This window comes from Granulicatella sp. 20925_1_28 (genome assembly GCF_041433575.1).
Classification (GTDB): Bacteria; Bacillota; Bacilli; order Lactobacillales; family Aerococcaceae; genus Granulicatella.
Window position 1 is genome coordinate 324,626 of the sequence record NZ_JAPWBS010000001.1, and the last position, 21,121, is coordinate 345,746.

Genomic DNA, 21,121 nt, shown 5'->3' on the forward strand with positions numbered 1-21,121 from the left:
AGAGATGACAAATATTTTATGATTTTAGGAGGTCTTTCTATGATTACAAGACAAATTCGTGTCTGGGGACGTGTTCAAGGTGTCGGATTCCGCTTTTTCACGCAGCAACTCGCGATTCAATTAGATATTTGCGGCACTGTTCAAAATAAAATGGATGGCTCTGTATTTGTGGTTGCACAAGGCGAAGAAAAAGCCGTCACTCGTTTTATCGAAAGAGTTAAAGCTTCCGTTTCCCCTTACGGACGCGTTGATCGCTATGAAGAAAGTGAAGTCCATGACGCACCTCTATACACAAAGTTTCAAATTATATAAAGAACGTTGCTATTTCAACGAAACACGTGTACAATAAATCATGTTATTAAATGAAAAGGAAAGTGATTATGAAACTAACTAAAAAAGCTCAACTGCTATTAGTTGCAACAGTTCTTCCCCTACTACTTGCGGGATGTACCGTTCAATTTAATGAAAATAAGGAACCTATTGGTTGGCTCTATAATTATTTAGTAGTCCCAACACAATGGTTATTAAACCAAATTGCTTCCGTATTTAACGGAAACTACGCGATTGCAATTGTGATCGTATCAATACTTGTTCGTGTCTTATTGATGCCAACACAATTCCATCAAATGAAAGCAATGCTTGTCCAACAAGAAAAAATGGCAGTATTAAAACCATATATTGCTGAGATTACTGCTCGTGCAGAACAAGCATCAACTCCTCAAGAGAAACTTGCGATTCAACAAGAACAAATGGAGTTATACAAATTAAACAATGTCTCACTAATGGGCGGTATCGGTTCAGGATGTTTACCAATCTTGATTACACTTCCAATCTGGAGTGGATTGTATAACGCGATTCTTTTATCAAACGAAATTTCAAGTAGTGATTTCATGGGAATCAACCTTGGAGCACAATTCTTACCAATTGCCCTTGCTACAATGGTGGCTTACTATGTTCAATCAGTAGTCAGCCAAATGGGAATGGACGAAGAAACGAAAAAACAAAGTCGTTCAATGAACTACATCCTTCCAGTAATGATGTTCATGATGACCTTCCAATCACCAGCTGGGGTTGGTATTTACTTCTTCATCTCTGCCCTTATCCAAATTTTACAATCATGGATTCAAAACACTTATATTCGTCCAAAAATTAAGGCTCAAATCGACGAAGAATTAAACCATGAAAACATTGTGTTACCAGAACGTACAACACCACGTAAAACAGCTCAAAAAGCGACTCAACAAGAAACGTTTGCACAACGTCAAAACAAACCTGGTGGCCGTAACGCTGGTAAACAAAACCGCAAATAATAACGCAAAATACCTTTGAGAATTTCTCAAAGGTATTTTTTTGATGCAATGTGTATCATGCATGATACGTATCACAGATGATACATCTTAAATTTAAAAACTCCTTTTGTATCAATTTTTATACGTATCATTTTTGATACATTTTAGTTTTTTCAACGGAAGATGTAACAATTATGTTACGTAACAAAAATGTTACACTCGCAAAAAAAGACATAGCGATTCGTTATCGCTATGTCTTTTCTAATAATTGTTATTCTTGCATCATCCCTGCTTGGAGTTGATACATCTTATAATAGAGCCCTTCTTTTTCTAGAAGTTCTGTATGCGTTCCGCTCTCTACGATTTCTCCTTTATCGAGCACAAAGATTTGGTTAGCATCTTGAATGGTCGATAAACGGTGCGCAATCGCTAAGGTCGTTCTTCCGTTTCTCATTTTCTTCAGAGACGTTTGAATGACTTCTTCGGTTTGCGAATCGATATTAGCAGTTGCTTCATCCAGAATCAGGATTTTTGGATTGGCCGCAATTGTTCGTGCAAAGGCGATTAATTGACGCTCTCCACTAGAGAATGTTGAGCCCTTTTCAGAAACTTTATTGTCATATCCTTGTGGCAGTTGCTCGATAAAATGATGCGCATCCACGAATTCACTCGCTTGTTTCACTTCTTCGTCTGTAACATCTTGGTACATACGAATATTGGAAGCCACTGTTCCATGGAACAAGAATGGATCTTGAAGCACGAGTCCGATTTTATCGCGAAGGACTTCCTGTGAATAGTGTTGAATTGGAATATCATCAATCAAGATTTCTCCTTCTTTGAAATCATAGAATCGTAAGAAGAGATTCATGATAGACGACTTCCCTGACCCAGTCGAACCAACAAAGGCGACAGTCTCTCCAGGATTCACCACAAAGTTAATATTCTTTAATACATTCCGTTTTCCATCATAAGAGAAAGTGACATTCTTAAATTCAATCTTCCCGTTCTTAATCTCATTAACCTTCCCAAGTTGTTCAGGTTCGTAATCCGTATTATCAATCACGTCAAAGACACGAGTCGCCGCAATCATCGACGTTTGAATAATCGAGAAGTTTTGCGTCACATCGATTAATGGATTAAATAACTGATTGGAGAATTGAATAAAGGCATACATCACCCCTGCTGTCACTCCGGCTACTTCCCAAGTAAGGCCAAAGTATAAAATAATGACCGCATAGGCAACAAGCTTTAACAGCGACATCGCAGGGCGAAGGAACAGACTATTCACATTAATCGAACGATTCGAGAATTGTACATGCTCCTCGTTAATTTGTTCGAATTCTTTTCTTAAACGTTCTTCTTGGTTAAACGCCTGAATCATCTTCATCCCATCAATACTCTCTGCTAGCTTCACGTTAATCTCGCTGAGCTTCTCACGCGTCTTACGAATCACGCTATGGGAGAGACGGTTATAGACTTTAACGGATGCAAACATCACCGGAATAAAGAGAATCATTAATATCGTAAGGCCTACATTCATACTAAACATCGCAGATAAGGTTGCCACGACGATAAATAAAGTACTTAAAAACGTTGAGAAAATCGAGCTAAACATATCGCTGACTGCTTGTGTATCGTTCGTTAAACGAGAAACGATGGCTCCAGCTGGTGTTGTATCAAAGTACGTCATATTGAGTTTTTGCATATTCGAAAAGGCCTCTTGACGTAAATCTCTTACGACACTATTGGATACATAACTAAAGGCATAGGTCCCAATATACGTTAATAACACTCGCAGTAAGAATAGTGAGTAGTACACAATAAGGAGCCAGTATCCTTCATTCCATGTGCCTTTTTCAATATACGTATCAATATAATAACGAGCCATCAACGGAATCACTGTTGCAGTCACACTGGATAAGAGGATAAATAAAATCGCAATCGTACTCGACTTCTTATATCGCCATAAGTAGGCAATGAGTCGATTAAAGGTCTTCATGTTCAACTGCACTACCCCCTTCCTCAAGTGTCGCTTCAAGCTGTTGACGGTCGTAGGTTTTGGCATACCAACCACCAAGCGCCATCAATTCTTCATGCGTTCCTTTTTCAATAATACGTCCATCTTGGAGCACGATAATAAGGTCCGCATGCACAATCGCTGATAGACGGTGCGCTGTAATCATCGTCGTTTTGTCGCTGCGTTCACGTTTCAAGTTTTCTAAAATTAAATGCTCTGTCTTTGCATCAACAGCCGATAACGAATCATCGAGCATTAAGATTTCAGGGTTCACAACCAGCGCGCGTGCCATCGATAGACGTTGTTTTTGCCCGCCTGATAAAAGCACACCCTTCTCTCCGATTAACGTATCGAACCCTTCCGGCATCGCCATGATATCATCATACAATCCGCAAATTTTAGTCGCTTCTATAACAGCTTCGTCAGGAAGAGTTGGATTTCCAAAACGGATATTGTCTTTAATCGACATCGCAAATAGAATCTGTTCTTGTGGAACATAACCCATAAGCGCACGCAAGTCTTTAATGCGATAGTCTTGAATGGAACGTCCATTGATCAAAATCTCTTCTTTTCCTGCATCATATTGACGAAGGAATAATTTTAAGAGCGTTGATTTCCCAGAACCTGTTGGGCCCACAATCCCCAGCGTTTGCCCTTGGTGAAGGCTAAATGTTACGTCTTCTAATGTTGGCACATCTTCGTATTGGAAGTTGTGAATTGAAACAACCATCTCACGAGCTTCTGTAATCGGCAGTACGTTAGGGGCTTCTTTGACTTCGCTTGTTTCTTCCATTAATTTTTCAATACGACGATATGAGATACTTGCACGTTGACCGATATTCAAGAGCCAACCAATGGCTTGAAGCGGCCACACTAGCATATCTAAATACGTCATAAAGGTAATCATTTCCCCAACGGTGAATTCTCCGCGTTGGATTAAATATCCACCATATCCCAAACTGATTAAGTAGCTGAGACCCACGAAAATCAAAACGATTGGATCGAATAGATTATTATATTTTGCAGCGTGATTATTCTTCTTCCATGCATCTTCGTTCGTTTTCCAAAACGACGCTGTTTCTTTTTCACCATAACCAAAAGATTTCGTCACTTTTATTCCAGAAACACTCTCGTTCACATGATTATTCAGTAAGGAGAAGGCTTCTTGTGATTCCTTATAGCTCTGATGCTCTGCACGAACGACGATATTCGTTGCAATCGCAAGTAGTGGCAATGGAATAATCGCAACGAGTGTCATTCGCCAATCCAGCATAAAGAACATCGTCGCTAGCGTCACTAACGCTGTAATCGAGGCATCAACAGCCGACATCACACCTCCGCCTGCAGTCATGACAATAGCACTCACGTCATTGGTCGCATGCGCCATTAAGTCTCCAGAGCGATACTTTTGATAGAAGCTTGGAGACATGCTTGTAAAGTGTTCGTATAATTGATTTCTCAGTCTCTGGCCTAACGAGTTCGCAGTCCCGAAGATAAAGAGCCGCCATACAAAACGAAGCCCGTACATGGCTACTGCTGAAAGGAGCAATAGCAGTAAGTTCCATAATAAAGACGATGTTGTGAGCGTCTTAAGGTCAATAGAATCGACAACTTCCCCAATCACTCTTGGCGGAATAAGATTGAATACACTGACTAGCGACAATGCAATAATTCCAATCGTGTATCGTTTCCACTCTAATTTAAAAAACCACGATAATTTCTTTAATAAATACATATCTCTCTCCTTTCACGCGTCAATCTATTGTACTATAGTCGTCTTTCTATTTCATATGATACGTTCTAAAAAAGACAACCCTTCTCCAAGTAGAAAAGGATTGCCTAAGGACTTTAATTTTTCTTTTGTGTTTGCGGATAAATCCATAAGAAGACAACTAATGCAATGACTGCAAGTGTCGTTACAAAAAGGATACTTGTTCGTCCTGCTGTTACTAAATTCGAATCAAACGAGCTGAAAATACGAGCGATAATCGTTGTTGAAATCGCACCAGTGAACTGTTGTAAGGTATTCACAATACTATTTCCGTCCGCTTGAATTTCTGGTTTCAACTGAGCTAACGAATACGTGACGTTACTTCCCATTACAAATCCAATCCCTGTCATAAAGATGACGTTGAGGGCTAATAAAGGATAAATCGTCAAACCTGGGAAGAAGAAGCTGATAGAAACTCCCCCAATCACTGCAAAGATTAACCCTGTTAAGATTGGTTTTAGCGGACCTGATTTATCATACCAGCGACCAGATAAGGCTGAAAGAATGGCTACCATCGCAGCCCCTGGGAACATAAAGAGTCCTGCCACTGTAGCTGTTTCGCCCCACGCCAGTTGAATGTAGTTTGGATAAATAAACGATAATCCAAGTACAATTCCTTGGAAAGCCAAGACGATATATAATGTTGCGTTGAACGTCGCAAACTGGAACGGTTTAAACGACAAGAGTGCATTTTCTCGGTTAAAGTAGAAGAACGCTGCAAATGCCACGACCACTACTCCAAGATAGAGGACTGATAAATGTTCAATCGCCATTAGTAGGCTTGCAAGTCCAATCCCTAATGTCACAAACGCCATAAAGTTGAATGGTTGTTTCTTCGGAGATTCTTCTGTTGGAATCGCCCAAAGTCCCATCACTAACGAGAATACTAAAAATGGAATCAATGCGTAGAAAATCGCACGCCATCCAAATGCGCTTGAGACAACCCCACCAAATGTTGGTCCTATTGGTGGAGCTAGTGCAGTTGTCATTGCACCAATCCCAATGACGGTTCCATGTTGATGCAGCGGTACTTTTGATAATACGATATGGAACATTAACGGAAGTGCAATCCCGGTTCCAATCCCCTGCATAAAGCGTCCGAGTAATAAAATCATTAAGTTTGGTGAAATACAGTCGATTAAGACTCCACCAATAAATAAAAGGTTTGCTGCCAAGAAGAGTTGGCGAATCGTGTAATTTCGTGTTAAATAAGCCGTAATTGGCACGACAATCGCAATGGCTAGTAAGTATCCAGTTGTTACCCATTGAATCCCTGAAGAATCCGTATTGAATTCTGTCATCAGTGTCGGGAAGGTAACGTTCATTGCGGTTTCAATCAACACGCCACAAAAGCTCATAATCGCCGTTGCGACTACTGCTGGAATGACATGCCATGTTTTTGTTTTGTTTCCCATTGAGTTCTCCTTTCTTTGCGTTATGATCGCCATAAAAAAACCGCAACCTTACTCGAGAGTAAGATGTTGCGGTTTAAATTATTTTATAACGCTGTTTCCTAACGTTTTTTCTTTAATTTTTTCAATTTATTTTGTTTTTGACGGCGTGCGTATTGTTGCATACCGATTTGAGCGAGTTTGTTTCCACGTCCGCCCATGCCCATTTGGTTCATCATGCCTTCTAGGCCTTTCATATTCCCGTTGGACATTTGGTTCATCATCTTCTTAGATTCGTTGAACTGTTTAATTAAACGGTTTACCTCTGCTAAAGGACGAGCCGAACCTGCCGCAATCCGTTTACGACGAGCTTGTGATAAGATATCTGGATTTTCACGCTCTTGTGGAGTCATTGATAAGACGATAGCTTTCATACGAGCTGTATCTTTTGGATCCACTTTTAAGTCGTTTAGACCAGCCATTTTATTTAACCCTGGAATCATCTTCAAGATGTCTTCTAGCGGTCCCATCTTATTCACTTGGTCTAATTGGTCGATAAAGTCATTAAAGTCAAAAGTGTTGGCTTTAATTTTATCTGCCATCTCTTGCGCTTTTGCTTCATCGAAGTCTTGTTGCGCCTTCTCGATAAGGGTCATCATATCCCCCATACCAAGAATACGAGAAGCCATACGTTCTGGGTAGAAGATTTCGAAGTCTTCTAATTTTTCCCCACGACCTGTAAATTTAATTGGTTTTCCAGTAACAGAACGGATAGATAGAGCCGCACCACCACGAGTGTCCCCATCAAGTTTTGTAAGAATAACCCCTGTGATGTCCAAACGTTCGTTAAATGTTTGAGCTACGTTTACGGCATCTTGCCCTGTCATGGAGTCGACAACGAGTAATATTTCGCTTGGATTTGCGACTGCCTTGATGTTTTGTAATTCTTCCATCAAGTTTTCGTCAATATGCAAACGACCGGCCGTATCGATAATCACTAAGTCGCGACCATCAATTTTCGCTTTTTCAATCGCTTGTTTGGCGATTTCCACTGGGCTTACTTGATTTCCAAGTGAGAATACTGGGAAGTTTAATTGTTTCCCTAATGTTTGTAATTGGTCAATCGCGGCTGGACGGTACACGTCGGCAGCAACTAGTAATGGGCGTTTCTTTTCATGTTTTGCCATGAAAGAAGCGAGTTTCCCAGCAGTCGTTGTTTTACCGGCCCCTTGAAGACCGACCATCATTACTACCGTTGGCGGTTTTGCTTCGAAACGGAATGGCGCTTGTTCGCCACCCATTAATTCTGTTAATTCTTCGTTAACGATTTTAACGACTTGTTGTGCTGGTGATAATGCTTCAAGCACATTGGCACCTAATGCACGTTCGTTCACTTTACGTACGAAGTCTTTTACAACTTTGAAGTTAACGTCGGCTTCTAAAAGCGCAAGACGCACTTCACGCATCATTTGTTTTAAGTCAGCTTCCGTAATTTTTCCTTTTCGTGAAACGGAAGTCATCGCATTTTGCAGGCGATCTGATAATCCTTCGAATGCCATAATTTCACTCCTTGAGTTTATTTATTCATCTCTTGTAATTTTGAAACGATTGAAGCAAGCAGTGTTGCCTCAGGATAGTTCTTTTGAATCTCTTTTTCTAATTCATCATAGTGCTCTTGGCGTTTATAGAAATCAGCTACGAGATGTAATTTCTCTTCGTAGTTTTCTAATAACTTTGCCGAGCGGCGGATATTATCATATACTGCTTGACGGCTCACGTCAAATTCTTCGGCGATTTCACCAAGCGAATAATCATCCCCATAATAGAGCTCCATATATTCGAGTTGTTTATCGGTTAAAAGGCTGCCATAGAACTCTACAAGCAAGTTCATTTGCGTTGTTTTTTCTAATTCCATTCGTTGCCCTCCCTTAAACTCATATCCTTTATTATAGCAAAATTAGGGTTATTACGCTAACAAAAAACGGAGTAGAACTTCCCCCAGAACTTGTATCATTCCGGTTTGTTTTCTACTCCAAAAATAGAACTACATTCGATTTATTACGTTGTCACCCTTTTTACACGGAACATTCTACCCATCTGAACCAATAGTTGAAGAATACTCCACCCCATCATCAAAAGAACTAGTTGACTACAAATCCCAAAAGCTCTTTGTAAGAAAAGTGGAAGGTTACTATCCACAAATGCATCCACAATCATAATAATACTGGCATTGATTTGATAAAATAGTAAAAGAAGGATTAAAGCTTCCCCTACTCCAATTAGCCAATCGTGTTGCTTGTTACTTCGTTGCACTATTCCAACCACCAACAGTCCAATCAAGGATTGAAACAGTATTAGTACTCCTTCTTCAAAAAATACACCACTTTGATTATAGAAATAGATTGAAAAAAGAAATTGAATCAATAAACAGATAAAAGACAAATACTGGTAGACCTTACTTAACGACTTCATCATTAACTCATTCTCCTTTCTATTCAGCTATTCACTAAGTAAATTATACAAAACATAAAATCGATTTTTAAGTAAATGCACTCGAAATTTAAACTTATACCAACCCAATAAGTGCTTCAATTTCCGCCAAAGTTTTCGCAAAATGAATTTGGCTTCTGTCTTCTGCGCTCAGTAAGTTTGTTTCCACCATTTTATCGAAAAAGGCTTCTAAATGGTCATAATAGCCTTCCATATTATAGAAAATACAAATGCCATTCGTTTGGCCTACTCGTACCCAAGAAACCACCTCTGCAATTTCTTCGAGGGTACCAGGACCTCCAGGAAGCGCAATGTACACTTCACTGAGTGCGATCATCTGATTTTTACGCTCGGACATCGTATCGACAATATGAAGTTTCGTGATATCTTGTTTTGCAATTTCACGGTCTACAAAGAACTGTGGCATCACGCCAATCACTTCTCCGCCTTCATTCATTACGGAAGTCGCAACGACTCCCATTAGCCCTGTATTTCCACCACCATAGACAAGCGTGTGGTGATTTTGGGCCATCCACTTGCCTAGTTCTTCTGTTTTCTTATCAAATGCAGGGCAATTACTTTGGCTTGCCGCACAATAAACTGCAATATTCATATGCTCTCCTTTAAAAGAAAGAGGCGTAAAATCTTACGCCCCTCCACTCATTTTTATTTAAATGCTGCGATAATTTCATCAGCAATATTTTTAGAACAGATAACACCTGTTGTCTTTTTGTTAGGAACTAAGAAGTCCACTTCTTTTCCGTCCACTGTACTGTAGTGTAATCCTAATTCTTTAGCAATCACCATTCCTGGTGCGATATCCCAAGGTGCTAATAATGTAGAAACATACGCTACAGATTTTCCTAAAATTACTTGGATATGCTCGATTGAAGAAGCCCCGTAAGTACGAGTAACCATTGCTTTACGAATCATTTCTGCTTCTTTTTCAGTCGCTTCTAATAACATAAATCCATTCACGTTAATGGAACTGTCACCAATGCTGTGGATTTCAGGAGTTGAAAGACGACGACCGTTGCAGTATGCACCGTAATCTTTAATACCATATACGAAGCGATCACGCATCACATCGTAAATGTAACCTAATAGACCTACGCCATCTTTATATAAAGCAATCATAATACCGAAGTCTTCTTGACGTTTCACGAAGTTTAAAGTGCCATCGATTGGGTCGATTAACCAAACGTAACCGTCCATTGAAGTTAATTCGTCACCGAAACCTTCTTCTCCCATGATTTTATGTGTTGGGAATTGTTCGCGAATTTTAGCGATAAAGAATTGTTCGATTTCTTTATCCACGTTTGTTACTAAGTCGTTACGGCTTGTTTTTGTATCAACTTTTAATGGTTCACCAAAGCTGTGACGAATTTTTTGTCCAGCCTCCATAATCCAGTCATTTACTAATAAGTGTGTTGCTAATAAATCCATTATTTTTTCAATCCTTCCATACGAATAATTTTTGTTGCGTTTTTACTTGCTTGGACCACACGATAAAGGCTATATCCAGATGCTTCCTCGAATTCACGACCGAGTCTCTTCTCTTCACCGATACTACGGACTACCGTTTTAAATTCTTGGTACGCTTTTTTAAAAGCTTCTACTTGAATCCCTTTTTCGTAAGCCTCTTCGACCGCATTCCAAAGTTTGATGACTTTATTCATCTCTTCATGCGACCATTCCAAATCAATTGGATAACTATAATTGGCCATCTCGCCACCTCACAATCATACCTATTTAGTATACACTTTTTCTGCAAGAGTTTCCATTTATGCATAACAAATTTTTTTTAAAAAAGAAGATGATTCCTGCGAATCCTGGCGGATTATTTCATTGCCGTTGTAATGGGGCACCGGCTCAAGCCTTTTGTCTTTGGCCTTTAAAGCCTCAAAGCAGGAGTAAGAAAAACTCCTAACTCCTGTTCATTCGCATTTAATGCACTTTCCCATTACTACGACAATAAAATCCACCAGATTCTTCGTCATCATCTTCTTGGTGCTATATATGAATTAATACAACTCTTCCAGAATTTACTAAATAGGTTGATTCCTCGAATATTAGACAAAACCGCTCTAACTTCATCACTGCTTTTCAGTTTAATTTGTTTAAAGCACTCTTCTAAACTAAGTTGCTGCACTCTCTAACTCGAGAAGCACCAGTCCCTTTCTCTTGGGCACAAATCCCAAAAGAAAATTCTATGGATTACAGAGAATCCGCGGATTTTGTAGTTGCAGTGACAGGAAGTGCATCAAAACGAGGGAGAAAGACAGAAATGCCATAGATACATTGTATCTATGGCATTTCGTTTTCTTTCCCCCACAAAGTTGAATAGGAATGAGATAGCTGTTTACAGCGAAACTCATTCCATTCAACCACTGTGCTAAGAGGGCGTAGGATTTTGAATCCATACGCCCTCTTTGAGGCTTTGAAGGTGAGAGACATCGGCTCGAACCGGTGCCTTGTCACAGCAACTACAAACAAATCCGCAAGGATTCGTCGTAATCCATAAAACCTTTGATTATTTTCCTTCTTGGTATTCTTTTGCGATTTGCGCACCAAGTTTCGCGTTATTGTAAACAAGCTGAATGTTTGTCTTCAAGCTTTCCCCGCCTGTTAACTCAACGATTTTCGCTAATAAGAATGGTGTGCTGTCTTTACCACGAATCCCTTTTTCGTCCGCTTCACGAACTGCTTGATCGATAATCGCATCGATTTTTTCGTGTGGAATTTCGTGTTCAGCTGGGATTGGGTTTGTGACTAAGATACCACCTTTAAGGCCTAGTAATTCAGAGTAACGAATCATTTCCGCTACTTCTTTAGCAGAGTCTACACGGCTGTTTAATTTATACTCAGAAGTACGAGTGTAGAATGCTGGTAAGTAGTCTGTTTGATAGCCTACAACAGGAACTCCTTTTGTTTCTAAATATTCAAGAGTACGTGGTAAATCAAGAATCGCTTTTGCACCAGCGCAGACAACTGTGACTGGAGTTTGTCCTAATTCATCTAAGTCAGCTGAGATATCCATTGTTTCTTCAACACCACGGTGAACTCCGCCGATACCGCCAGTTACGAATACTTTAATTCCAGCTAAGTGCGCACCAATCATTGTTGTCGCTACTGTAGTTGCTCCTAAAACACCCTTAGCAAACACTTCTGCTAAGTCACGGCGAGATACTTTTGCAACTGGTTTTTCTTTTGCAAGACGTTCTAAGTCCGCTTCTTCTAAACCAATTTTGTATTTTCCATCCATGATAGCGATTGTCGCTGGAACAGCACCATTGTCGCGGATAATTTGTTCTACTGTTTTAGCCATTTCAACGTTTTGTGGATATGGCATTCCGTGTGAAATGATTGTTGATTCTAACGCAACGACTGGTAGGTTGTTATCTAATGCGTGTTGCACTTCTTTACTGATTGATAATAATGGATTCATGATAAACCTCTTTCCTTTAAATGTTGATATTCTTTTTCAAATGACTTAGCGTTTAAGTCTTTTCGAACGGTTTCAATGGCTTGGACTGTATAGTACGAATTCGTTAATCCGTATCCAATCGACTCTTCCAAGCTTGCTCCTTTAAGAGCTCCGTAAAGCACTCCAGAAGAAAATGAATCTCCTGCTCCTGTCACGTCACAGACTTGCTCTGCTTTTATAGGTGTAAAAGTCTTTACGACTCCTGTAGCATCTGCAAAGACACCACATTTGGTTCCTTTAGTAATCACAATATTTTCTACGCCGTCTTTTTGCCATAAAGTAGCTAATTCAGCTAGCGTATGTTCTCCGTACCTCGTCCTGGACTCGTCCGCATTGACGACAATCCAAGTCACTCCTTGTAAATCGTCTGGGATTCGTTTCATCTTCGGTCCACTCACTGGAATAATGGCCAGTGGAATCTTCTCAAGACTTGTTAACTGAATGAGCGCTTGTAATGTTTCTTGCGGAAGATTCAGATCCGCAATCACTAGAGATGCTTGTTTCACCGCTTCATCATGCGAAAAAAGCCAATCAGGCGTCATTTCCTCACAAATGGACATATCGGCTAAAGCTAGACACATATCTCCTTGAAGATCCAAAATCGCTGTATAGTTCGACGTTGTTTTCCCTTTTAAGTGTTCTACAAGCGAAAAATCGATAATGCCTTCAGTCTCTTTTTCAAGCCACGTAAAACTTTCATCATCGCCTGCAACTGACAACATCTTAACAGGTACTCCTAGACGTCCCAGATTTTCGGCAATGTTTCTTGAAACACCACCGGCACTCAGCGACGAGACCACTGGATTACTCGTCTCAAGCACGAGATTTTCGAGCAATTGAACTTTCTTATCCACGTTTATTCCGCCGATACAAAGTACGTAGGAATCTTTAAATTTCTTCTCTTCTGACATGAAACATCCCCCTTCATTTACAAAAAGGTTCGATGAATGGAGGTTGATGAATCTTTTCCTTCATTCGGTCTTATACGCTTCATTATACGCGATAACCCCTACTCCAATCAAGCTATCCAGGAGAAAACCACAAATATTTCAAAGTTCATTTACATAATTGTTCGGATTTAAAGCATAAACTGTGTCGTCTTTCCTTTTGCAACAAAAAAGGACTCGAAAACTCGAGTCCTCTGTCGTATTCTTTAGAATTATACGTGAATTGGCATACCTAATGCTAATTCAGCTGTATCCATAACTACTTCTGATAATGATGGATGTGAGTGGATTGTTAATGCGATATCTTCCGCATTCATTCCAGCTTCAACTGCTAAACCTAATTCAGCAATAATGTCTGAAGCGTTCACGCCGGCAACTTGTGCACCAACGATTACGTTATCTTCTTTAGTAGTGATTAAACGAACGAAACCTTCTGTAGCGTTCAATGATAATGCACGACCATTTCCTGATAATGGGAATTTAGAAGCTTTTACTTGTAAACCAGCATCTTTAGCTTGTTGTTGAGTGTAACCAACTGAAGCTAATTCTGGATCAGTGAAGGCAACAGATGGCATTGCACGGTAGTCAACAGCCACTGGTTTACCTGAGATTGCTTCTGCAGCGATTTTTCCTTCGTAGCTTGCTTTGTGAGCAAGAGCTGGTCCAGGAACGATATCACCGATTGCAAAGATTGATTTAACGTTTGTACGTCCTTGGTTGTCAACTTTAACTAAACCACGGTCAGTCATTTCAACACCAGCAACGTCTAAACCAATTTCGTCTGTGTTAGGACGGCGACCTACAGCAACCATTACGTAGTCAGCTTCAACAGCTTCTTCTTTGCCATCTACTGTGTACTTAACAGTTACGCTGTCACCATTTTCAACAGCTTCTTTAGCCATTGCGTTAGTTACGATAGTAACACCTTTTTTAGCCATGTTATCTTCAACAAGTTTAACCATGTCTTTATCAAACATTGAAAGGATGCTTGGAGCACCTTCAAGGATTGTCACTTCTGAACCTAAGTTAGCGTATGCTGAACCTAGTTCTGAACCGATAACCCCACCACCGATAACAACTAATTTTTTAGGAACTTCTTTAAGACCTAAACCACCAGTTGAATCGATAACGCGTCCACCAAATTTGAAACCTTTGATTTCGATTGGACGGCTACCTGTAGCTACGATAGCATGGTTGAAAGAATAAGTTTGAGCGCTGTCTTCAGTAACAACACGTAAAGTGTGCTCATCCACTAAGAACGCTTCCCCTTTAATAATTTCAACTTTGTTTTTCTTTAATAAGTACTCAACACCAGCAGTTAATTTCTTAACAACTTGGTTATCTTTCCATTCTTGAGTTTTAGCGAAGTCTAAAACAACTTCTTTAGCAGTCACACCAAACACTTCTGAGTGTTGTGCTTCTTGGTAATGATGTCCAGCTGAAATTAACGCTTTAGATGGAATACATCCAACGTTTAAGCAGACACCTCCAAAATATTCTTTCTCGATAATCGCAACTTTTTGACCTTCTTGAGCTGCACGAATAGCTGCAACATATCCACCAGGGCCGGCACCGATTACGACTGTATCTAGTTCAATAGCGAAATCGCCTACTACCATTTTTTTCACCTCTTAAAAGTTTTCAAATAAGGAACCGACGTAAACCCATGTCTACGCCGTTCCTAACAATTTAATGAATTAAGCTTCCATTAATAATAATTCTGGATCATTCAATAGACGTTTCAATTCGTTCATAGCTTTTTGAGCAGTTGCTCCATCCACGATACGGTGGTCAAAGCTTAATGATAATTTCATGTTACGTCCGATTACGATTTCATCGTTTTCGTTGATAACTGGTTCGCGAACGATTGTACCAACACCTAAAATCGCAACTTCAGGGTAGTTGATAACTGGAGTGAACCAACCGCCACCTACTGAACCGATGTTAGAGATTGTAATTGTTCCTTGTCCCATTTCTGCAGCTGTTAATTTACCTTCATGAGCTTTTGCAGCTAATGCATTAATTTCATCTGCAATACCAAACATGCTCTTAGTATTCGCATCTTTGATATTTGGAACGAATAAACCTAAATCTGTATCTGTAGCGATACCGATGTTGATGTAGTTTTTGTAAACAATTTCTTGAGATGCATCGTCGATAGAAGCATTCAATACTGGGAATTTCTTCATTGCTACTGCTAAAGCTTTAACAACGTAAGGTAAGAATGTTAATTTAGTACCTTGTGCAGCTGCAACATCTTTGAATTTCTTACGGTGATCCCAAAGTTTAGAAACTTCAACTTGGTCATGTAATGTAACGTGTGGTGCAGTGTGTTTGCTGTTAACCATTGCTTTAGAGATTGCTTTACGCATTGGAGTTAATTTAACGCGTTCTTCACGTTCAGCTGATCCAACGAATGGTTTAGCTGGAGCTGGAGCCGCTGCTGGTGCAGGTGCTTGAGCTGGAGCTGCTGGTGCAGATGCTGCAGGAGCTTCTACTGCTGCTGGAGCTGCTGGTGCAGCTACTGGTGCGCCACCGAAGTTATCGATGTCTTCACGAGTGATGCGTCCGCCTTTACCAGTTGGAACTACTGCTGTGATGTCAACGCCTTTTTCACGTGCATATTGACGAACTGAAGGCATTGCTAATACTAATTTACCAGGGTTGCTTGCTGCTGGAACTCCTGTTGGAGCTGCAGGTGCCGCTGGTGCTGCTGCTGGAGTTGGTGCTGCAGGTGTTGCTGGAGCCGCTGCTGCAGGTGCGTGAGAACCGCCTTCTGTTGCGATTTCAACGATTACATCACCAACGTGAGCTACTGTTCCTTCAGATACTAAAACTGCTGTTACAGTTCCAGCTACTGGAGAAGGAATTTCTTCTACAGATTTGTCGTTTTGTACTTCGAATAAAATGTCATCTTCAGCAATCTTGTCGCCTACTTTGATGTCGATTTTAACGATTTCACCTTCTGCAATTCCTTCACCGATGTCAGGTAATTTGAATTGGAAAGTGCTTGATGCTGCTGGTGCAGCTGGTGCAGGGGAAGCCGCTGGAGCCGCTGCCGGTGCAGATGCTTCTGCTGGACCAGAACCATCGTCGATAACTACGATGACGTCGCCTACGCGAGCTACTGTACCTTCTTGAACTTTAACTTCTAATACTTTACCACTCACTGGAGAAGGAATTTCTTCTACAGATTTGTCGTTTTGTACTTCGAATAAAATATCATCTTCTTGAATTGTATCTCCGACTTTAATGTCGATTTTTACGATTTCGCCTTCTGCGATACCTTCACCGATATCAGGCATTTTAAATTGGAAAGCCATGCTTGTACATCCCTTCTTATTTTTATAAAACTCTAAAGAGCACACTCAAGGGAGAGGCTCTTTAGAATGAAAATTTGTTGAATTAGAAGTTCACTGTTTCGCGAACTTTAGCTTCAATATCGCTAGCATTTGGTAACCAGTCGTTTTCTGCTTGACCAAATGGGAAGATTGTATCTGGAGCTGCAACACGTCCGATTGGAGCTTCTAAGTTTAAGATTGCGCGCTCAGCAATTTCAGACATAACCATTGCGCCGATACCAGCTTGACGTTGTGCTTCTTGAACAACAACTACGCGACCAGTTTTTTCAACTGATGCTAAGATTGTGTCTAAGTCTAATGGAGAAACAGTACGTAAGTCGATAACTTCAACTGAAATTCCTTCTTTTTCTAAGTTCTCAGCAGCTTTAACTGCTTCACGAACCATTGCACCGTAAGTAATTACAGAAACGTCTTTACCTTCACGAGTTACTGCAGCTACTCCTAGAGGAACTGTGTATTCTCCTTCTGGAACTTCTTCACGGAATGAACGGTATAGTTTCATGTGTTCTAAGTAAACAACTGGGTCGTTGTCACGAATAGCTGAGATTAATAACCCTTTTGCATCGTATGGGTTTGATGGGATAACCACTTTCAAACCTGGTGATTGAGCTACTAAACCTTCTAAGTTATCTGAGTGTAATTCTGGAGTATGTACCCCTCCACCCATTGGTGAACGGAATACGATAGGCATTTGACGAGTTCCACCCATACGATAACGTGTACGAGCTGCTTGAGCTACCACGCTATCCATTACTTCGAATACGAATCCGAAGAATTGGATTTCAGGAACTGGACGGTAACCTTCTAATGCTAAACCGATTGCTAAACCACCGATACCAGATTCTGCTAAAGGAGTATTGAACACGCGGTCTTCACCGAATTCATCTTGAAGCCCTTGAGTTGCACGGAAAACCCCACCGTTTTTACCAACGTCTTCCCCGAAAATTAGGACATTTTCATCACGTTTTAATTCAACAGCCAATGCATCAGTGATGGCTTGAATCATTGTCATTTGTGCCATAATTATTTATTCTCCTTTGCTTTAAAGTATTCGATTTGTTCCTTAATAACGTTTGTTGGTTCTTCAAACATTGTTTCTAAGAAGAATGAAACTTTTTGTTTAGGTTGTTTGTCAGCCTCTTTAATTGCTTCTTTGATTTCTTCTTTAGTTGCTTCAATTACTTCGTTTTCTTTTTCTTCTGACCATAAGCCTTTAGCTGTTAGGTAGTTACGGAAACGAATTAATGGATCTTTTTTAGCCCATTCGTCTTGAATTCCTTCTGGTTGGTAACGAGTTGGGTCGTCACCTGATAATGTATGAGGACCATAACGGAAGCAGATTGTTTCGATTAACACAGGACCGTTTCCAGCAACTGCGTATTCACGAGCTTTTTTAGTTACAGCGTAAACTGCTAATGGGTCCATACCATCTACTTGGATACCAGGGATACCAGCAGCAACTGCTTTTTGAGCTAATGTTGGAGCAGCAGTTTGTAACTCACGAGGAGTTGAAATTGCCCAACCATTGTTTTGAATGAAGAAGATTGCAGGAGCTTGGTATGCACCAGCGTAGTTAATACCTTCATAGAAGTCCCCTTGTGAAGATCCTCCATCACCAGTATAAGTCACTGCAACATTTTTCTTACCACGTTTTTTAAGACCTAAAGCAACACCGGCTGCTTGAACATATTGTGCACCAATGATGATTTGTGGTGGTAAAGCTTTTAATGATTCTGGGTACATGTTACCTGCAACATGTCCACGAGACCATAAGAATGCTTGTGATAATGGTAAACCGTGTTTTACTAATTGTGGTACATCACGGTAACCTGGTAAAAGAACGTCGTCTTTCTCAATAGCTTTGATTGAAGCTAATTGTGAAGCTTCTTGTCCAGCTGTTGGAGCGTAGAAACCTAAACGTCCTTGACGGTTTAATGCAGTTGAACGTTCGTGTAAGATACGTGACCATACCATGTCAGTCATTAATTGAACTAATTCGTCATCAGACAAATCTGGTACTAAGTCAGGATTTACAACTTTTCCTTCTGCGTCTAACACTTGAACCATTTCGAAGTTCGTGTTATTTGGTGTGAAAAGTGCATCGAGATTGAATTTTTTCTTCGTTGCCATACTTCTTTTTTCCCCTTTTCTATAAGAAATTGTGCTTAACAGACAAAACAGGTAGTTAAAACTGTACTATTCCCTCTGCTATCGTATAATAATTTAACAAACTTTTGTGAAATATGCAAGCAAAGAAGACTTTATAGAGCGTTTTTGTAAACTTTGTGAAAAAACTACCACTATCTTACGCTAAATAAAGTCTTCTTTTATTCTGATTTGTTCATTCAATTTTCTGTTTTCACGTTTTTTCAGTAAATGAATTCTTAATTTTCACAATGAAACTGTACTAGTCTGTTGGTGAAAACTGTACTAATATTTTAAAACAGTTTTAATTGTTTATATAGTCTATTTGTATTTTCCAGATGCGAAACGGTGAGTCCTATCAGTCTTATCGGGCGTTCTTGCATCATTTCTTCAAAAAGCTGAAGTGCAATCGAATAGATTTCCTCCTGTTTATTCAAATAATCACGCATTGTAACACTCTTCGTCATTGTATTAAATTCCAAATCTCTTAATTTAAGCGTGACGGTTCTTGCGGCAAGACTTCTCTTCTTCAACATCCGTTCTAATTCTTCTGAAAACTCCTCCAAGTATCCCGTTAGAATACCATGGTCGGTCGTGTCCTTTATTAAGGTTCGCTCTGTCCCGATGGATTTACGTTCCCTGTGAAGCGTCAGTTGGTCATTTGACTCCCCTCGTACTTGCAAGTACAATCGTGGACCAAGAGTGCCAAACTTCTTCTCCAGTTCTTCCTTAGACAATGGAAAGAGATCTTCTCCTGTTAGAATACCCGCTTGTTTCAATTTCTCTGCGCTCACTTTTCCTACTCCATAGAAATCTTCGATAGGAATTGTTCGAATAAATTCTTTGGCATTTTCTGGTGTAATGACGGTTACTCCAGAAGGCTTATGATAACCTGATGCCATTTTCGCGAGAAACTTATTAAAGGATACTCCAACTGAACAAGTGAGTCCTGTTTTTTCGTAGACGTCCTTTTGAATCGAATGAGCAATCACTGTTGCAGAGTTGATTCCTTTCTTATTCTCTGTAACATCTAAATAGGCTTCATCAATCGAGAGCGGTTCGATTAAATCAGTGTAGGTTCGAAACACTTCATGCACCTGGGCAGAAACTTCTTTATATAACTGATATCGCCCAGGCGTGAGTATGGCTTGTGGACAGAGTTTCATGGCTTTGGCTGTAGGCATCGCAGAACGCACGCCAAAAGCTCTCGCCTCATATGAACAAGTAGACACAACACCTCTTTGGTTAGGTTTCCCACCGACAATCACAGGCTTTCCTCTCCACTCAGGATGGTCCCTTTGTTCCACCGATGCGAAAAACGCATCCATATCTACATGTAAAATTTTCCGCATCGATTTCCCTCTCTTTCTATCAACGTTTCTTCTCTATCTTATCGATTTTTGATGAAAAATAAAAACGGAATGCACATTGGCACTCCGCTTGCGTCTATTCATTGTTTGCTATGAATCTTTTTCTTGCAAAATATCGAATGATTTTTGCAACCACGATTCCATTTGTGATGGCAAAGATGACTATCTGCACAACGCCTGCTCGTTGGATGACTTGCTGCATCCATTCATCAAGTGCTAAATCTGTTGCGTATTTTAAAACAGTAACACCAAACGCTCGAACGACTAATGTAAGCCATGCGATACAAAGTAGCCCCGCATTTTCAATAATAAATTCAAAGAAATCATCCGGGAATTTCTTCTTCGCAAATTCCATTCCAAATACAATGACTAAAATCAGTATACTGAGAATGACAACATGCCATCCTTGAGTTGTAATAAAAGCATTCCCTAAGTTCATTAAGGTTGCTGTTAGCACTAAATAGAGAATGGTTAAAACAGCGACGATATTATAGTAAATCAACATCAGTTTTTTCATCATTATCCCTCCATTTCAACTCTTCTATCTACTTCTATTGTACTCCTCCTAAAAGCGGACTTCAATCATTCATTTTCTTATTCATTTTGGAAATAAAAAAAGACTGACAGAGAACCTGCCAGTCTTACTTATTTAAATTAATTTTTGCTTTCTTCGTCAGAATCTTTTTTCTTAGCGAATACTAACACTCCAACTGCTGCAACTACTAAAAGTGCACCAATCACCATATAGATTGTTTGGTTGCCAGTACCTGTGTTTGGAAGTTCTTCAGTTACAGTTGTTGAAGTTTCTTCAACTGTTGTAACTGTTGTTTCTTCTGTTGTAGAGGTAGTTGT

20 protein-coding genes are annotated in these 21,121 nt (G+C 40.0%); 2 read left to right on the top strand and 18 right to left on the bottom strand.

Annotated features, from left to right (window positions below):
• The first annotated feature begins 39 nt into the window (after window positions 1-39).
• Together O3793_RS01485 and yidC are read left to right on the top strand one after the other, a co-directional pair.
• The gene (locus O3793_RS01485; protein WP_371445064.1) at window positions 40-312 is read left to right on the top strand and encodes an acylphosphatase; all 273 of its coding nucleotides are present in this window, start codon (window positions 40-42) and stop codon (window positions 310-312) included.
• A gap of 68 nt (window positions 313-380) precedes the next feature.
• The gene (gene yidC, locus O3793_RS01490) at window positions 381-1,310 is read left to right on the top strand and encodes a membrane protein insertase YidC (protein WP_371445065.1); all 930 of its coding nucleotides are present in this window, start codon (window positions 381-383) and stop codon (window positions 1,308-1,310) included.
• Between the two features lie 250 nt (window positions 1,311-1,560).
• Here yidC and O3793_RS01495 read toward each other — a convergent pair whose 3' ends face one another.
• From O3793_RS01495 to O3793_RS01580, 18 genes are all read right to left on the bottom strand, one after another.
• On the bottom strand, window positions 1,561-3,288 hold the full coding sequence (locus tag O3793_RS01495; RefSeq protein ID WP_371445101.1) for an ABC transporter ATP-binding protein: 1,728 nt from the start codon (window positions 3,286-3,288) through the stop codon (window positions 1,561-1,563).
• Window positions 3,275-5,041: an ABC transporter ATP-binding protein gene (locus O3793_RS01500; protein WP_371445067.1), complete on the bottom strand. Its 1,767-nt coding sequence runs from the start codon at window positions 5,039-5,041 to the stop codon at window positions 3,275-3,277. The genes O3793_RS01495 and O3793_RS01500 overlap by 14 nt, the downstream gene beginning before the upstream one ends.
• Window positions 5,042-5,154: 113 nt before the next feature.
• Entirely contained in the window at window positions 5,155-6,492 is a 1,338-nt protein-coding gene (locus tag O3793_RS01505; protein WP_371445068.1) for an MFS transporter, read from the bottom strand.
• A gap of 98 nt (window positions 6,493-6,590) precedes the next feature.
• Window positions 6,591-8,027, bottom strand: coding sequence for a signal recognition particle protein (gene ffh / locus O3793_RS01510; protein WP_371445069.1), 1,437 nt, complete (start codon window positions 8,025-8,027; stop codon window positions 6,591-6,593).
• Window positions 8,028-8,044: 17 nt separating this feature from the next.
• Complete coding sequence (locus O3793_RS01515; RefSeq protein ID WP_371445071.1) at window positions 8,045-8,383, bottom strand: putative DNA-binding protein; 339 nt, start codon at window positions 8,381-8,383, stop codon at window positions 8,045-8,047.
• Window positions 8,384-8,526: 143 nt separating this feature from the next.
• Entirely contained in the window at window positions 8,527-8,943 is a 417-nt protein-coding gene (locus O3793_RS01520; RefSeq protein ID WP_371445072.1) for a hypothetical protein, read from the bottom strand.
• 91 nt (window positions 8,944-9,034) lie between these two features.
• Window positions 9,035-9,571 carry a TIGR00730 family Rossman fold protein gene (locus tag O3793_RS01525; protein ID WP_371445073.1) on the bottom strand — a complete coding sequence of 179 codons (537 nt, stop codon included), beginning with the start codon at window positions 9,569-9,571 and terminating at the stop codon, window positions 9,035-9,037.
• A gap of 53 nt (window positions 9,572-9,624) precedes the next feature.
• On the bottom strand, window positions 9,625-10,404 hold the full coding sequence (locus tag O3793_RS01530; protein ID WP_005605229.1) for an inositol monophosphatase family protein: 780 nt from the start codon (window positions 10,402-10,404) through the stop codon (window positions 9,625-9,627).
• A complete protein-coding gene (locus O3793_RS01535) occupies window positions 10,404-10,685 on the bottom strand; it encodes a UPF0223 family protein (protein WP_048711176.1) in 282 nt (93 codons plus the stop codon). The genes O3793_RS01530 and O3793_RS01535 overlap by 1 nt, the downstream gene beginning before the upstream one ends.
• Before the next feature lie 806 nt (window positions 10,686-11,491).
• Window positions 11,492-12,406 carry a pseudouridine-5'-phosphate glycosidase gene (locus O3793_RS01540; protein ID WP_371445075.1) on the bottom strand — a complete coding sequence of 305 codons (915 nt, stop codon included), beginning with the start codon at window positions 12,404-12,406 and terminating at the stop codon, window positions 11,492-11,494.
• Window positions 12,403-13,356: a carbohydrate kinase family protein gene (locus O3793_RS01545; protein ID WP_371445076.1), complete on the bottom strand. Its 954-nt coding sequence runs from the start codon at window positions 13,354-13,356 to the stop codon at window positions 12,403-12,405. The genes O3793_RS01540 and O3793_RS01545 overlap by 4 nt, the downstream gene beginning before the upstream one ends.
• Window positions 13,357-13,604: 248 nt before the next feature.
• A complete protein-coding gene (gene lpdA / locus O3793_RS01550; RefSeq protein WP_371445078.1) occupies window positions 13,605-15,011 on the bottom strand; it encodes a dihydrolipoyl dehydrogenase in 1,407 nt (468 codons plus the stop codon).
• 78 nt (window positions 15,012-15,089) lie between these two features.
• Window positions 15,090-16,715, bottom strand: coding sequence for a 2-oxo acid dehydrogenase subunit E2 (locus tag O3793_RS01555; protein ID WP_371445080.1), 1,626 nt, complete (start codon window positions 16,713-16,715; stop codon window positions 15,090-15,092).
• Between the two features lie 82 nt (window positions 16,716-16,797).
• Window positions 16,798-17,775 (bottom strand): alpha-ketoacid dehydrogenase subunit beta, encoded by a 978-nt coding sequence (locus tag O3793_RS01560; protein ID WP_048709580.1) that lies wholly within the window; start codon window positions 17,773-17,775, stop codon window positions 16,798-16,800.
• A gap of 2 nt (window positions 17,776-17,777) precedes the next feature.
• On the bottom strand, window positions 17,778-18,884 hold the full coding sequence (pdhA, locus tag O3793_RS01565) for a pyruvate dehydrogenase (acetyl-transferring) E1 component subunit alpha (RefSeq protein WP_371445081.1): 1,107 nt from the start codon (window positions 18,882-18,884) through the stop codon (window positions 17,778-17,780).
• A 308-nt stretch (window positions 18,885-19,192) separates the two neighbouring features.
• A complete protein-coding gene (gene dinB, locus O3793_RS01570; protein WP_371445083.1) occupies window positions 19,193-20,251 on the bottom strand; it encodes a DNA polymerase IV in 1,059 nt (352 codons plus the stop codon).
• A gap of 94 nt (window positions 20,252-20,345) precedes the next feature.
• Window positions 20,346-20,786 (bottom strand): hypothetical protein, encoded by a 441-nt coding sequence (locus O3793_RS01575; RefSeq protein ID WP_371445085.1) that lies wholly within the window; start codon window positions 20,784-20,786, stop codon window positions 20,346-20,348.
• A gap of 137 nt (window positions 20,787-20,923) precedes the next feature.
• Window positions 20,924-21,121, bottom strand: a 198-nt coding sequence (locus O3793_RS01580) for an LPXTG cell wall anchor domain-containing protein (RefSeq protein ID WP_371445086.1), incomplete at its 5' end; no start/stop codon positions are given.

What these genes read in the sequence shown, in the direction of transcription:
- O3793_RS01485 (WP_371445064.1), top strand. Translation starts at nt 40, where the DNA reads ATGATTACAAGACAAATTCGTGTCTGGGGACGTGTTCAAGGTGTCGGA.
- yidC (WP_371445065.1), top strand. Translation starts at nt 381, where the DNA reads ATGAAACTAACTAAAAAAGCTCAACTGCTATTAGTTGCAACAGTTCTT.
- O3793_RS01495 (WP_371445101.1), bottom strand. Translation starts at nt 3,288, where the DNA reads ATGAAGACCTTTAATCGACTCATTGCCTACTTATGGCGATATAAGAAG.
- O3793_RS01500 (WP_371445067.1), bottom strand. Translation starts at nt 5,041, where the DNA reads ATGTATTTATTAAAGAAATTATCGTGGTTTTTTAAATTAGAGTGGAAA.
- O3793_RS01505 (WP_371445068.1), bottom strand. Translation starts at nt 6,492, where the DNA reads ATGGGAAACAAAACAAAAACATGGCATGTCATTCCAGCAGTAGTCGCA.
- ffh (WP_371445069.1), bottom strand. Translation starts at nt 8,027, where the DNA reads ATGGCATTCGAAGGATTATCAGATCGCCTGCAAAATGCGATGACTTCC.
- O3793_RS01515 (WP_371445071.1), bottom strand. Translation starts at nt 8,383, where the DNA reads ATGGAATTAGAAAAAACAACGCAAATGAACTTGCTTGTAGAGTTCTAT.
- O3793_RS01520 (WP_371445072.1), bottom strand. Translation starts at nt 8,943, where the DNA reads ATGATGAAGTCGTTAAGTAAGGTCTACCAGTATTTGTCTTTTATCTGT.
- O3793_RS01525 (WP_371445073.1), bottom strand. Translation starts at nt 9,571, where the DNA reads ATGAATATTGCAGTTTATTGTGCGGCAAGCCAAAGTAATTGCCCTGCA.
- O3793_RS01530 (WP_005605229.1), bottom strand. Translation starts at nt 10,404, where the DNA reads ATGGATTTATTAGCAACACACTTATTAGTAAATGACTGGATTATGGAG.
- O3793_RS01535 (WP_048711176.1), bottom strand. Translation starts at nt 10,685, where the DNA reads ATGGCCAATTATAGTTATCCAATTGATTTGGAATGGTCGCATGAAGAG.
- O3793_RS01540 (WP_371445075.1), bottom strand. Translation starts at nt 12,406, where the DNA reads ATGAATCCATTATTATCAATCAGTAAAGAAGTGCAACACGCATTAGAT.
- O3793_RS01545 (WP_371445076.1), bottom strand. Translation starts at nt 13,356, where the DNA reads ATGTCAGAAGAGAAGAAATTTAAAGATTCCTACGTACTTTGTATCGGC.
- lpdA (WP_371445078.1), bottom strand. Translation starts at nt 15,011, where the DNA reads ATGGTAGTAGGCGATTTCGCTATTGAACTAGATACAGTCGTAATCGGT.
- O3793_RS01555 (WP_371445080.1), bottom strand. Translation starts at nt 16,715, where the DNA reads ATGGCTTTCCAATTTAAAATGCCTGATATCGGTGAAGGTATCGCAGAA.
- O3793_RS01560 (WP_048709580.1), bottom strand. Translation starts at nt 17,775, where the DNA reads ATGGCACAAATGACAATGATTCAAGCCATCACTGATGCATTGGCTGTT.
- pdhA (WP_371445081.1), bottom strand. Translation starts at nt 18,884, where the DNA reads ATGGCAACGAAGAAAAAATTCAATCTCGATGCACTTTTCACACCAAAT.
- dinB (WP_371445083.1), bottom strand. Translation starts at nt 20,251, where the DNA reads ATGCGGAAAATTTTACATGTAGATATGGATGCGTTTTTCGCATCGGTG.
- O3793_RS01575 (WP_371445085.1), bottom strand. Translation starts at nt 20,786, where the DNA reads ATGAAAAAACTGATGTTGATTTACTATAATATCGTCGCTGTTTTAACC.